Annotated in this window: 14 protein-coding genes; 11 read left to right on the forward strand and 3 right to left on the reverse strand. The window is 63.7% G+C overall.

The annotated features are described in order from the left end of the window. Positions 1–83: 83 nt before the first annotated feature. The 4 genes from JQN66_RS12165 (at position 84) to JQN66_RS12180 (ending at position 3,268) form a co-directional block, all read left to right on the forward strand. Positions 84–1,466, forward strand: coding sequence for a PspC domain-containing protein (locus JQN66_RS12165; protein ID WP_204675239.1), 1,383 nt, complete (start codon positions 84–86; stop codon positions 1,464–1,466). A gap of 11 nt (positions 1,467–1,477) precedes the next feature. Continuing rightward, positions 1,478–1,726 (forward strand): hypothetical protein, encoded by a 249-nt coding sequence (locus JQN66_RS12170; protein WP_188948943.1) that lies wholly within the window; start codon positions 1,478–1,480, stop codon positions 1,724–1,726. A gap of 31 nt (positions 1,727–1,757) precedes the next feature. Then, on the forward strand, positions 1,758–2,000 hold the full coding sequence (locus tag JQN66_RS12175; RefSeq protein ID WP_204675241.1) for a PspC domain-containing protein: 243 nt from the start codon (positions 1,758–1,760) through the stop codon (positions 1,998–2,000). 239 nt (positions 2,001–2,239) lie between these two features. Next, positions 2,240–3,268 (forward strand): 6-phosphofructokinase, encoded by a 1,029-nt coding sequence (locus JQN66_RS12180; protein ID WP_188948945.1) that lies wholly within the window; start codon positions 2,240–2,242, stop codon positions 3,266–3,268. Between the two features lie 87 nt (positions 3,269–3,355). On the opposite strand, the gene ygfZ is transcribed toward JQN66_RS12180, so the two are convergent. The 3 genes from ygfZ to JQN66_RS12195 all read right to left on the reverse strand — a co-directional run bounded on the left by ygfZ (position 3,356) and on the right by JQN66_RS12195 (position 6,064). Beyond that, the gene (gene ygfZ / locus JQN66_RS12185; RefSeq protein WP_204675243.1) at positions 3,356–4,438 is read right to left on the reverse strand and encodes a CAF17-like 4Fe-4S cluster assembly/insertion protein YgfZ; all 1,083 of its coding nucleotides are present in this window, start codon (positions 4,436–4,438) and stop codon (positions 3,356–3,358) included. Positions 4,439–4,440: 2 nt separating this feature from the next. Continuing rightward, entirely contained in the window at positions 4,441–5,055 is a 615-nt protein-coding gene (locus JQN66_RS12190) for a heme-binding beta-barrel domain-containing protein (RefSeq protein WP_188948947.1), read from the reverse strand. Between the two features lie 268 nt (positions 5,056–5,323). Further along, positions 5,324–6,064 (reverse strand): hypothetical protein, encoded by a 741-nt coding sequence (locus JQN66_RS12195; RefSeq protein ID WP_204675245.1) that lies wholly within the window; start codon positions 6,062–6,064, stop codon positions 5,324–5,326. Between the two features lie 127 nt (positions 6,065–6,191). Here JQN66_RS12195 and JQN66_RS12200 point away from each other — a divergent pair, with 127 nt between their 5' ends. The 7 genes from JQN66_RS12200 (at position 6,192) to JQN66_RS12230 (ending at position 13,131) form a co-directional block, all read left to right on the forward strand. Then, a complete protein-coding gene (locus JQN66_RS12200) occupies positions 6,192–6,860 on the forward strand; it encodes a response regulator transcription factor (RefSeq protein ID WP_188948949.1) in 669 nt (222 codons plus the stop codon). Positions 6,861–6,910: 50 nt separating this feature from the next. Beyond that, positions 6,911–7,867, forward strand: coding sequence for a mycothiol synthase (gene mshD, locus JQN66_RS12205; RefSeq protein ID WP_204675247.1), 957 nt, complete (start codon positions 6,911–6,913; stop codon positions 7,865–7,867). A gap of 85 nt (positions 7,868–7,952) precedes the next feature. Then, on the forward strand, positions 7,953–10,169 hold the full coding sequence (locus JQN66_RS12210; protein WP_204675249.1) for an RNA degradosome polyphosphate kinase: 2,217 nt from the start codon (positions 7,953–7,955) through the stop codon (positions 10,167–10,169). Continuing rightward, the gene (locus JQN66_RS12215) at positions 10,169–11,176 is read left to right on the forward strand and encodes an NUDIX hydrolase (protein ID WP_239464001.1); all 1,008 of its coding nucleotides are present in this window, start codon (positions 10,169–10,171) and stop codon (positions 11,174–11,176) included. Before JQN66_RS12210 ends, JQN66_RS12215 begins: the two co-directional genes overlap by 1 nt. A gap of 155 nt (positions 11,177–11,331) precedes the next feature. Further along, complete coding sequence (locus JQN66_RS12220; RefSeq protein ID WP_188948952.1) at positions 11,332–11,661, forward strand: GNAT family N-acetyltransferase; 330 nt, start codon at positions 11,332–11,334, stop codon at positions 11,659–11,661. 91 nt (positions 11,662–11,752) lie between these two features. Further along, entirely contained in the window at positions 11,753–12,556 is an 804-nt protein-coding gene (locus JQN66_RS12225) for a thymidylate synthase (protein WP_275439084.1), read from the forward strand. Further along, positions 12,553–13,131: a dihydrofolate reductase gene (locus JQN66_RS12230; protein ID WP_204675251.1), complete on the forward strand. Its 579-nt coding sequence runs from the start codon at positions 12,553–12,555 to the stop codon at positions 13,129–13,131. The genes JQN66_RS12225 and JQN66_RS12230 overlap by 4 nt, the downstream gene beginning before the upstream one ends. Positions 13,132–13,133 lie beyond the last annotated feature (2 nt).

A 13,133-nucleotide genomic window follows, 5' to 3' on the forward strand; every position in this document is an offset into this window, starting at 1 on the left:
GGGCACAACCGGGGGCACCCCTAGGGATAAATCAGGGTAGACCCTCATAGCGGGCACGGCGCCCTCGGCACGAGAATTGAAACATGAGGAACCAGAGCCCGGGTCACGAAGACAAGTTCTTCGCCCAGATGCGCAAGCCGAAGATCGTCCGCCAGGAATCCAAATGGATCGGCGGCGTTGCCGCGGGCATCGCCGAGCGCTTCGACATCGATGTGGTGCTGGTGCGCGGCGTGCTGGTGGCGCTGAGCATCCTCGGCGGTCTGGGGCTGGTGCTCTACGGCATCGCCTGGGCGTTGCTGCCGGACACCGAGAACCGGATCCATCTGGAACGCGCCATCAACAAGGAGTGGACCAGCGGCATGACCGGCGCGGTCATCACCGTGGCGCTCGGCATCTTCCCGGCCCCCTGGTTCCTGGACTCGCTGGCACCGATCCTGTGGCCCATCGCCATCGTCGCGGCCATCGTCTTCTTGATCTTCAAGCGCCGCAACACCAAGTACGACGGTTCGCGGCCCGGCGCTTCCTACCAGCCGGCCCCGGACTCCGGGGAAACCCCGACCGGAACCGTGGTTGAAAAACCCTGGCGTTCCGAGCGCACGTCGTTCAGCGCGCAGGCCCGGGTTCCGGGCAGCGAACCCGCCGGCGCCGCCGACCACTTCGACTTCACGCAGACACCCACTTCGGCTTCTGAGGAGCACACCATGGAATCTGAGCAACCGGGTCCCGCCGGACCGCAGGAGGGCCCCGCCTCGACCTCGCGGCCGGACGCGGACTACACCACCCCGTTCGAGCACCAGGCCTACCCGCCGCGGCCCAATCCCTCGAAGCAGGCCAAGGACGCCCGCCGGGCACGCCTGGCCCCTCCGGTGCCGGGCTGGATCGCCACTACCATCGTGGGCCTGACCATCCTGGTGATCGCCGCGGTGCTCAGCATCGACTACCTGAACCTCGTGGAACTGCCCGGCAACGGCTGGTCCGTCGCCCTGGCCTGCGGGCTGCTGCTGGTGGGCCTGAGCCTGATCCTGATCTCCGCCACCAAGCGCACCAGCGGGGGTCTGCTGGGGCTGGCTATTTCGATGCTGGTGCTGACCGTCGTCTTCGGCGGCAGCTCCCTCGCATCGGGCAACCAGGGACTGGTGCACACCGGCAGTTCCGAGAATTCCTACAGCGCCGTCTTCAGCAATTCCACCCTGGACCTGACCGACAAGCAGAACATCGCCTCGGATACGACCGTCGAGGTCTCTTCCGTCTTCTCCAAGCTGGAACTGAAACTCCCGGACAACGTTCCGGTGAAGATCAAGAGCGACGGCGTCTTCATCTCGGATCTCGAAGGCCAGCTGCCCCAGGAACTGCGCCAGCTGCCGTCCAACGCCCCGACCCTCACCGTGGACATCGACGGGGTCTTCTCCAGCTTCGAATCAACGGTTTCCACCGGTTCCAGCCCCGCCACTTCACCACAGTTCTAAGGAACGGACACATGAACGCCAAACCAACCCGGGAGACCAAGTTCCCCACCGGAACCCTGGTCTTCGGACTCATCCTCGTCGTGGTCGCCGTGGTCTCGCTGAGCAACACGCTCTTCGACTGGACGCTGGACACCCCGCTGTTCTTCATCTCCCTCATCGCCCTGGCAGGTATCGTGATGATCGTTTCCGGCATCGCCTCGGCCATGAAGCGCGGCAACCGGGATGACGAGCTTCCGCCCCCGGCCAACCCCAACTACTAGACTTCCACCCCGAAAAACCAGGAGCCCGAACATGGACAAGTTCTTCAACTCGATCCGATCAATCCCGCTGCGCCGCGGCCCGGCCCGCATGGCCGGCGGCGTGGCCGGCGGACTGGCCGACAAGTTCGGCTGGGACGTCACCATCGTGCGCATCATCATGCTGGTCGCGTTCCTGCTGCCGGTGCTCGGCATCGGCGCCTACATCGTGGCCTGGCTGCTCATCCCGGCCCAGGACGACACCATCATCCTGCAGAAATGGCTCAGGAAGCTCTAGTCGGCGCCGCCTGAGGCGGCACAGCGCCCCGGGGCGGGTTTGCGGATCACCACTGGTCCGCAAACTCGCCCTTGTGGCCTTAAACACGTAGACTATTTTTCGAACTCGATGCTCAAAGGCGCGCGGATATCGAATGACATCCAGATGGATTCCCTGCAGCGCTGCCCCTCGGGGATGAGCGAACTTCCCGGCCCAGGCTCCGCCGCAGGTGCAGTCCCATCATGACCAAGTGAGGGTAAATGCGCATTGGAATCATGACCTCGGGCGGAGACTGCCCGGGCCTGAACGCAGTGATCCGCGGTGCCGTGCTCAACGGCATCAAGAGCTACGAGCATGAATTCGTCGGCTTCCGCGACGGCTGGCGCGGCGTGAAGGACGCCGACTTCTTCGAGTTGCCCCGCACCGCGGTCCGCGGCATCGCCAAGCAGGGCGGCACCATCCTGGGCACCTCCCGCACCAACGCCTTCGAAGGCGAGAACGGCGGGCCGGAGAACATCTCCGCCGTGCTCAAGGACAACAACATCGATGCACTGATCGCCATCGGCGGCGAGGGCACCCTGGCCGGCGCGCAGCGGCTGTGCGAGGCCGGGCTGCCGATCGTCGGTGTTCCCAAGACCATCGACAACGACCTGGACGCCACCGACTACACCTTCGGCTTCGACACCGCGAACCAGATCGCCGTGGAGGCGATCGACCGGCTGCGCACCACCGGCGATTCGCACCACCGCTGCATGGTCGCCGAGGTGATGGGCCGGCACGTGGGCTGGATCGCGCTGCATGCGGGCATGGCCTCCGGCGCCCACGCCATCCTGATCCCCGAGGTCTCCACGAGCATGGAGCAGATCTGCCAATGGGTCAACGAGGCCCACGACCGCGGCCGCGCGCCGCTGATCGTCGTCGCGGAGGGCTTCGTGCCCGAGGGCATGGAGGAAGCCTTCTCCGTGCGCGGCGTGGACACCTTCGGCCGGGCCAGGTTGGGCGGCATCGGCGAGATGCTGGCCCCGCTGATCGAGGAGCGCACCGGCATCGAGACCCGGGCCACCGTGCTGGGCCATATCCAGCGCGGCGGGGTGCCCACCGCCTTCGACCGCGTGCTGGCCACCAGGCTGGGCATGGCCTCGGTGGACTCGGTGGACGACGGGGCGTGGGGAACCATGGTGGCGCTGCACGGCACCAAGATCAACCGCGTGCCGATGCGCGCGGCCCTGAACAACCTCAAGCGGGTTCCCATGGATCGCTACAACGAGGCGAAGATCCTGTTCGGATAGCCTGCAAAGCCCGGATACCGCGTTAAACAGCAGCACGAGCCGTGAAGTCCTTGCAGACTTCACGGCTCGTGCCGTTGTGCAGGCCGCCTACTTGGCAGGCGGGGTGCGCAGGAATCCGGTGAACCGCCCGGCCACCTGGCCGGCGTCCGGGGTCACGATGACCTCCTGGCTGGCGGGGTAGACGCTGTCGCCGTCCACCACGCTGAGCACCTCGCCGGGATCCACGTTGCGCTTGACGACACCCAGCGCGATCGGTCCTGCTTCGTAGTGCAGCGCCGCCGAAGTCACCCGGCCGACGGTCCGCTCGCCGAGCTTGATCTCTGCACCCGGCGACGGCAGCGTGTGCATGGAGCCGTCCAGGTCCAGGAACACGATGCGCCGCGGAGGGTGCCCGATGTTGTGCACGCGGGCGACCGTTTCCTGGCCCTTGTAGCAGCCCTTGTCCAGGTGCACCGAGGTGCGCAGCCAGTCCAGCTCGTGCGGGATGGTCTTTTCGTCGATTTCCGCGCCGAAGCGCGGCTCCCAGGCGGCGATGCGCAGCGCTTCCACCGACATCATGCCGGCCAGCTGCTCCTCGCCCGCCGCCTCGACGAGCTGGTCCAGCTCGACCACGTGCAGCAGCCACGGACGCTCGGCGCCCGGGTGGTCGGCGCGCGAGTAGGCCCAGCCGCCTTCGGCAACCCCCGGCCACGGATCGGTCCAGACCAGGTCCCCCGCGGTGGGGATGCGGCGGGTCGCCGCGAGCACGCCGTGGGTGGCGGAGAGGTCGTTGACCTCGACGCGGAGCATGAAGCGCATGGAGTTCAAGAACTCCTCCAGCGCCGGTCCACGGCCTGGTTCGACGATCAGCAGCAGGCGCTCCCGGTCGACCAGCAGCTTCATCTCGTGCTCAATGCGCCCCTGGACTGAGAGCAGCAGCGCCTGGCTGCTGTCCCCGGGCTTGAGCGCCGTGGTCTGCTGGGTGCTCAGGGTGTTCAGCCAGCTCTGCCTGTCCGCCCCGGTGATCTCCAGGACGTCGAAATGCGACAGGTCGGCAATTGCCTCGCCCTGGAACAGCCGGCGGGCTTCGCGGGTGGGCGCACCGTAGTGCGCGGCAACCCCTGCGTCGACTCCTCCGGCTTCCACTGCGCCCTCGCGCTGCAGCAGCCGGGAACGATAGGTTTCAGTCATGGCTACTTCGTTGCTTCGTTGGCGGCAACACGCTGCAATGCGGCTGACGCGTGGGCTTTAAGTTCGAGATTCCCCTGCGACACGTCCCAACGCCAGAACAGCTCGCCGTTGACCAGCCCGTAGATACGGGTCGAGGAAGCGTATTGCTTGGCGTTTTTGCTGCGCAGCAGCCCTTCGGTGGCCAGCTGGACGCGCGGACCGTCGATGAGGCCGTAGTACAGCTCCGAGATGCCGCCGGGCTGGACGATGTGCGCCTGGATCTTGAATCCGTCCTTGGTGTGCAGCTTCTGCACGTCGTCCGCCGAACGCAGGACAGGGAACACGTCGCCCGGAATCATGCCGGGTCCGGCGTCGGCTTCGAGCTGCTCGCGGTCCAGGGACCAGAATCCGGTCTCTGCGGTCAGCACGCGCAGCTTGTTGCCCTCGGCGTCGGTGAGCCAGGATTCGCTGCGGTATTCGAGGTAGGGGCCGCCGATGTCACGGAAGGTGACCCGCTGCCAGAAGTATTCGTCCTCGGCTTCGCCTTCTCCAAGGCGCCCCATGCCTTCCCAGGTTCCAATGAGCCAGGCCAAAGGCACGAGTTCCGGGGTGAGATCAGTCGGTAGCTCAAAGGCCATGGACTACTCGCTCCTTAGTCGTTGGTGAAATAAAACAGCGCACACTCTATTGTGTGCGCTGTTTGCTACTTCTGGCCCTGGAAGAGACGCTTGACGACCAGTCCGGCAAACGCTGCCATTCCCAGTCCGGCGATGACTACGAGAGCCTGGAAGAAAATTTCGAGTGCAAGAAAATTATCATTCATGGCTTCATCTTAGCGCGAGCTTTCGGTGAACCGCGACATGCATGACGCAGCCCCGGTTTCGGCGCCGCCAGCGGTGCAATCCGCTAGCTGAAGACCATCAAGTCCACGGCATACCAGCTCGCGGCGCCGCTGATCAGGACGATGCCGCTGGCCAATCCCAGTACACCGGTGAGGTTCCGGACGCTGCGGGTGGACAGCGCCAAGGCGCGCAGGGCGCTGACCAGGATTCCTGCCAGCAACCCCAGGACCACCCCTTCGACGACATGCAGCCCCAGCGGCAGCGCCGTGGCGATCGCGCCGAGGACCAGGGAAACCAGCGGAGCCAAGAACATGGTGATGCGGTTGGGAAGCCGCGTCATCGCCACGAGGCCGGAGCCGGCCAGCCCGATGACGGTGACCAAGGTCAGCGCGAACCCGTAGTTGACGCTTCCGGCGGCGGCCCAAGCCGAACCCAGCACCGCCATGACCACGCCGGTGATGCCGCTGACCGTGCCGGCCATGCGGCCCTCGGCGTCGGCCCCGCGCAGCACTTGGCTGATGAAGACCAGCAGGACGCCGACCGCGATGACTTCAACGCCATGGGACATCGGCGACACGCCGGGCATGAACAGCACCGCCGCAGTCGAAGCCAAGGAGCAAACGGACAGGATGACCGTCAACGGCCACGGTGCTTCGGCACGGATCAGCCGAGGCCAGGCATAAGCGAAAACGAGCTGCAAAATGACCGCAACAGCACCCATCGCCCAATCGACGGATTGGATGCTGGCCGCCCCCATGAGCAGGGCCGAAGCCAGCAGGCCGCTTATTAATACCTTGATCCTCAAACCAGAATTCCTGACGGTAATTTATGCGCACTTGTGACTTCACATGCGAGCTTGGACTATTCCATTCTCTATACTTTGACACGTAAAAACGATTTTCTCGCATCTATCTGGCAGGAGGAAGACCGCTGTGGCGAACCTGCTGCTCCTGACGAACAACGGACAGTCCCAAGCTGAAGTGCTTCCGGCGCTCGAATTACTACTGCATCAGATCCAGTGCCTACCGGCGCAAACGCAGTCCCTAAGCCAGATTTCCGAATGCGACGCGGTCATCCTCGATGCCCGCACCGAGCTGGTGGCGGCCCGTGCACTGGCACAGGTCATCCATTCAACGTTGAAGCTCCCGCTGCTGCTGGTAGCCAGTGAAGGCGCACTGAGCATCCTGAACTCCGAGTGGCATGCGGCAGACTTCATCCTGCCCACTGCGGTTCCCGCCGAGCTGGAGGCCCGCATCCGGCTGATCCTCTCCTCCGCTCCGGAGCCTGCCGCGCCGGCGGAAGCACCGCAGAACCGTTCCGGGCTGCGCATCGACGAGCTGAGCTACACCGCCAAAATCGACCAGCGGATCCTGGATCTCACCTACAAGGAATTCGAACTGCTCAAGTACCTCTCACAGTTCCCCGGCCGGGTGTTTACCCGCGAACAGCTGCTGCACGAGGTCTGGGGCTACGACTACTACGGCGGCACCCGCACCGTGGACGTCCACGTTCGGCGCCTGCGTGCGAAACTGGGCACCGACCACGAACAATTAATCGGCACCGTGCGAAACGTGGGCTACCGGTTCCACAACGAGGCCTAACATGACGGGGGCTCTGGCGGGCCCGGTCATCGAACGGATAACCTGAGAGCATGAACGAGCTGCCCCAGAAAACTGTGTCCATCCAGAAGGTCCTCGGCGAGCTGGAACAGAGTTCGCTGGCCGAGGTCCGTGATCTCGCCGCCGCCGCCCTGCAACACGACGGCAATCCGCCCTTGAGCGACCAGACGCTGGTTGCGCTGGGCGCGGAAGAATCCGGCGAAAACGTCATCACGCTGCTGGCCTACTCGGGTGAAGGAACCGAGGCCCAGCTCAGCGGCGTCATCGTCGCAATCGACGACCCTGCATCCCGGCGCTGGGTCGTCGAGCTGGTGGTGCACCCCCAGTTCCGCAACCACGGCATCGGCCGCCAGCTCCTGCAGGCCCTTGGCGAACAGCTGGATCTGAGCCAGATCCTGACCTGGGCGCACGGCGACCACGAAGCGGCCCGCAAGCTGGCCGAGTCGATCGGCCTGTCGCGCAACCGCGAGCTGTACCGGATGCGGCGAGAAGGCACCGATTCCCTGGAAGAGACCCCGCTGCAGCGCGGCCTGACACTGCGCAGCTTCCGGGTCGGCGAGGACGAGTCTGACTGGCTTGAGGCCAACACCAAGTCCTTCGCGCACCATCCGGAGCAGGGTTCGCTGACCCTCGCCGATCTTGATGCCCGCATGAACGAGAACTGGTTCGACCCGCATGGCTTCTTCCTGGCCTTCGATCCGGACGACCGGCTCGTCGCCTACCACTGGACCAAGATCCACCCTGCCGGCGTCGACGAAATCCGCCCGATGGGCGAGGTCTACGTGGTCGGGGTGGTCCCCGAGGCGCAGGGCCTGGGACTGGGCCGCGCGCTGACCACGGTCGGCATCAACTATCTCCTGGAACAGGGCGTCGGGTCGGTGCTGCTGTACGTGGACGCCGAGAACGAGGCCGCGGTGAAGCTCTACCGGTCGCTCGGCTTCACGCTGTGGTCCGCAGACATCATGTACGGCCCCGAACAGATAGACTAATAACGCATGGCAACCCGGGATTTCCCCGGGTTGCCGGCTAACGGTGAAGATGGCCTCCACCTGCAGGAAGAAGTGAGTTCAGCAGATGACAACCACCCCTAAACAGCCCTCGGCACAGCTGAGGGATGTCCCTTCCTCCAAGGTCAATGAAGACCGCATCGAACCGGCAGAACTCCTGCCCGACCTCCATCCGGAAGGGGGTTTCGAAAACGAGAGATTCCTCGACCGGGAACTGAGCTGGCTGCACTTCAATGCGCGCGTGCTGGAACTGGCCGAGGACGCGGACCTTCCGCTGCTGGAACGGGTCAATTTCCTTTCGATCTTCGCTTCCAACCTGGACGAGTTCTTCATGGTGCGTGTCGCTGGCCTGAAGCGCCGCATCGTCACCGGCCTCGCCGTGCCGGCCGCCAACGGCATGAACCCGGTGGACCAGCTCGAGCTGCTGCTGAATTCGGCCCACGAGCTGCAGACCCGCCATGCCAGGGTCTACTCGGATTCCGTCTCCCCCGACCTGGCCGCCCACGGCATCCGCATCACCGGCTGGAAGGAGCTGTCCGCCTCCGAGCAGAACATGCTCTCCGAGTGGTTCGTGGCCCAGGTCTTCCCGATTCTCACCCCGCTGGCGGTGGATCCCGCCCACCCGTTCCCCTACATCTCGGGCTTGTCGCTGAACCTGGCTGTGGTGGTGCGCAACCCGCTGACCGGCAAGGAGCTGTTCGCCCGCCTCAAGGTGCCGGACACCATCGACCGCCTGATCAGCATCGACGGGCCGCGCGCCGCACACTCCTCGCACCGCGCCGCACGCTTCATCGCGCTGGAGGATTTGATCGCGGTGCACCTGGAACAGCTGTTCCCGGGCATGGAAATCGTGGAGCACCACTTCTTCCGCGTCACCCGCAACGAGGACCTGGAAGTCGAGGAAGACGACGCCGAAAACCTGCTGCAGGCCCTGGAAAAGGAGCTGCTGCGCCGCCGCTTCGGCCCACCGGTCCGCCTGGAAGTGGTTCACGACATCAACCCGCAGATCATGGACCTGCTCTCCCGCGAGTTGGGCGTGGATGAGGACGAGGTCTTCAAGCTGCCGGCCCCGCTGGACCTGCGCGGCCTGGGTGTCATCGCTTCGCTGGACCGCACCGAGCTGCACTACCCCAAGCACATGGGGCATACCTCGCGGTTCCTGAACGAGTCGGAAACTGCCAAGGCCGCCAACGTGTTCGCCGCGGTGCGCCGCCGCGACATCCTGCTGCACCACCCGTACGATTCCTTCTCGACCTCGGTCCAGGCCTTCCTGGAACAGGCCGCGGCGGATCCGAAGGTCATGGCCATCAAGCAGACCCTGTACCGAACCTCCGGCGACTCACCGATCGTCGACGCCCTGATCGACGCGGCTGAAGCAGGCAAGCAGGTGCTGGCGCTAGTGGAGATCAAGGCCCGCTTCGACGAGCAGGCGAACATCTCCTGGGCGCGCAAGCTGGAGCAGGCCGGCGTGCACGTGGTGTACGGCATCGTGGGCCTGAAGACCCACTCCAAGCTCTCGCTGGTGGTACGCCGCGAGGGCGACAAGCTGCGCCGCTACTGCCACATCGGCACCGGCAACTACCACCCGCGCACCGCCCGCTACTACGAGGACTTCGGGTTGCTGACCTGCAACGAGGAGGTGGGAGAGGACGTCACGAAGCTGTTCAACCAGCTCTCGGGCTACGCCCCGCGCTCCACCTACAAGCGTCTGCTGGTCGCCCCGCGCTCGGTGCGCACCGGGCTGCTGGCGCACATCGAGCAGGAAGTGCGCAACGCCCAGGCCGGGATCGACGCCAAGGTGGTCATCAAGGTCAATTCGATCGTCGACGAAGCGATCATCGACGCGCTCTACCGCGCCAGCCAGGCCGGGGTGAAGGTCGACGTGATCGTGCGCGGCATCTGCGCCCTGCGCCCGGGCGTCCCGGGGCTGAGCGAAAACATCCGGGTCCGCTCGATCCTCGGCCGCTTCCTGGAGCACAGCCGCGTCTTCACCTTCGCCAATGCCGGGGACCCCATCGTGTACATCGGCTCGGCGGACATGATGCACCGCAACCTGGACCGCCGCGTGGAGGCGCTGGTCGCCCTGGGGCAGCAGGAGGACATCGAGGAGATGATCTCCCTGCTGGAACGCTACATGGACGACGGGACCTCCTCCTGGCACCTGCACTCGGACGGCAAGTGGGACCGGCATTTCAAGGACGAGGACGGCAACCCGCTCTCCGATGTCCAGTTCTGGCTGATCCAGGACCACGCCCAGCGACGAAATAGCGGGCGAAACAGCTAGTGACCGAATCGAATGTCCACCGCGCCCTCGACCGGGTGCTGGAACTGCATCGTTCATCCGATGCCGAGGAAATCCGGCTGGGCCATTTCGACATCATCGCCGCGGGGGCCATCCCGTGGCGGCTGGAGCACGGGAAGCTGCGCGTGCTGGTGATCCACCGGCCGAAGTACGACGACTGGTCCTGGCCCAAGGGCAAGCTGGACGACGGCGAAGCCATTGCCGAATGCGCGGTGCGCGAAGTCCGCGAGGAGATCGGGCTGCAAATCACGCTCGGCCTGCCGCTGGCTGCCACCGCGTACTCGGTCAAGCAACGGACCAAGGTCGTCTACTACTGGGCCGCCGCCGCGGACAGCGAGGCGGAGGTCATCCCGGACGGTTCGGAATGCGACGAGGTCCGCTGGGTCTCCGCCAAGCAGGCCATGGGCATGCTGAGTAATCCTTCGGATGCAGCACCGTTGTTGGACCTGATCGCCGCCCACAAGGAAGGCCACCTGGAAGCCAAGCCGTTCATCCTGGTCCGCCATGCCAAGGCCAAGCCGCGCAGCAAGTGGACCCGGGCCGAAGGCGACCGCCCGCTGGCGGCCACCGGACGGCGCCAGGCCCAGGCGGTCTCGCGCTTGCTGGAGGCCTGGGGGCCGGGGCATGTTGCCTCCTCCCCGTGGATGCGCTGCGTGCAGACAGTAGCGCCGTACGTCACGGTGAACCAGCTGAAACTCAGCACCGTGCGGGCGGTGACCGAACATGCAGCCCACCGGCACCCGAAGCGGGCGGCGAAGGCGGTCCAGAAGCTCCTGGACAAGAACCGCTCCCAGGTGCTGTGCACGCACCGCCCGGTGCTTCCCACGGTCCTGAAAGTTCTCAAGGACAGCACCTCGGCGAAGATCGCAGAAGTGCTCCCCGCCAAGGACCCGTACCTCGATCCCGGAGGAGTGATCGTGGCGCACCAGATTCCCGGTGCGACTCCGCGGATCATCTCGCTGGAAATCCACACCCCGTATCACGACTGACCGCTCCGGCCGCGTCGCTGCGGCGCGGTCGGCGGACGGGCATCCCCGGTGCATGACGCCGCGAGGGTGCCCTCCGTTGCATCTGCGTACAAATACGACTATGACTGTTAATAAGAATCCTCAGTGACTCTCGTCACCCAGAGAAAGGCCAAGCCATGAGTGCAAATCAGCCCCAACAACCGGTTGAGAAGATCGTGCATCAGGGTCTGCGCCTGGACCATGACGAAGACCGCGGTCGCTTCTCGCTGTGGCACGGGTCGACCTACATCGGCTTCATCGGCTACCACCGCGAGGACGATGTAGTCACCATCCAGCACACCATCGTCAACGAGGAGTTCGGACGCCGCGGCTATGCCCGGGCGCTGGTGACCTTGGTGCTCGACCGGCTGGCCAACGAGGGTGCCAAGATCGTTCCCGAGTGCAGCTACGTGCAGGACTACCTGCGCCGCTACCCGGAATACCAGGACATGGTCGTCAAGGGCTGATTCAGGTCCAGCTGAGACTGTGAGGCACACATCTTTGCCTAATTGGACGGATGCGGAGCACTCGACCATCGAATTGCACTACACTGCTATGGTGACTATCCCTACGCCCTTCGAAGATCTGCTCCGTGATGTCCGGGAGAATGGAACGCCTAAGGAAGACCGTACTGGCACCGGAACTTTGTCTGTATTTGGTCGCCAGATGCGCTTTGACTTGGCTAATTCATTTCCACTGATCACCACTAAACGGATTCACTTCAAATCAGTTGCATTGGAACTACTCTGGTTCTTACGTGGTGAATCGAACGTAAAGTGGCTCCAGGACCAAGGGGTTCGCATCTGGAACGAATGGGCGGACGAAAACGGTGAACTTGGTCCTGTATACGGCGTCCAGTGGCGTTCTTGGCCCGCTCCCGATGGTGGCCACATCGACCAGATTTCACAAGTAGTTGAGTCACTGCACAATAACCCTGACTCACGACGTCACATAGTCTCGGCATGGAACGTTGCCGAAATCGAAAATATGGCTCTACCCCCGTGCCATGTGTTCTTCCAGTTCTATGTGGCCGACGGCAAGCTTTCATGCCAGCTATATCAGCGCAGCGCCGACATGTTCCTCGGAGTGCCGTTCAATATCGCTTCTTACGCGTTGTTGACCAGAATGTTGTCGCACCAGCTTGATCTAGAGCCGGGTGAATTCATCTGGACCGGCGGGGACGTGCACATCTACACCAACCACTTGGAGCAGGTTCGAGAGCAACTTTCCCGCGAGCCATATCCTTACCCGACGCTGGACTTTGCGTCGAAGCCAAGTTCTATCTTTGACTACTCGCTGGAAGATTTTGTCATCAACAACTACCAGCATCACCCGACCATTAAGGGAACCGTCGCCGTATGACCAACACAACGCGCCTCCGGGATGAACGCAGGCCGTTCATCGGCGCCATTTGGGCTGAAGACAAAAATAGAATCATTGGTGCTCTCGGCACAATGCCATGGCATGTCCCCGAAGATCTCGCCTACTTCAAAAATGTCACTGCCGGTCACCCTGTCATCATGGGCCGCACCACGTGGGATTCTTTTCCAACCAAATTCCGTCCGCTTCCTGGACGAACGAATATCGTGCTCAGCACCAATGCAGAGATTAGAGAGCAACTACGTGAGTCGGGAGCATTTCCGGCATCATCGCTAGATGAAGCACTCGAGTTAGCTGGTCAAAGCAACGGTAGCGATCAAATCTGGATCATCGGGGGAGGAAAAGTTTACGCTGAGGCGCTCGGCTATCTTGATGAAGCTCGCATCAGCAAGTTCGATCTAGAGCGCGAAGGCGATACATTTGCTCCTCAGTTGGGATCCGACTTTCGCTTAGCCGAAAGCGATCCTGCGCCTGTAGACAATCAGGATAGATGGCATGTCTCTAAGCACGAGGGTATTCAGTACCGTTTTGAAACCTGGATCCGCGAAAAGGACTAGTA

It is taken from the genome of Glutamicibacter protophormiae (genome assembly GCF_016894325.1).
Classification (GTDB): Bacteria; Actinomycetota; Actinomycetes; order Actinomycetales; family Micrococcaceae; genus Glutamicibacter; species Glutamicibacter protophormiae.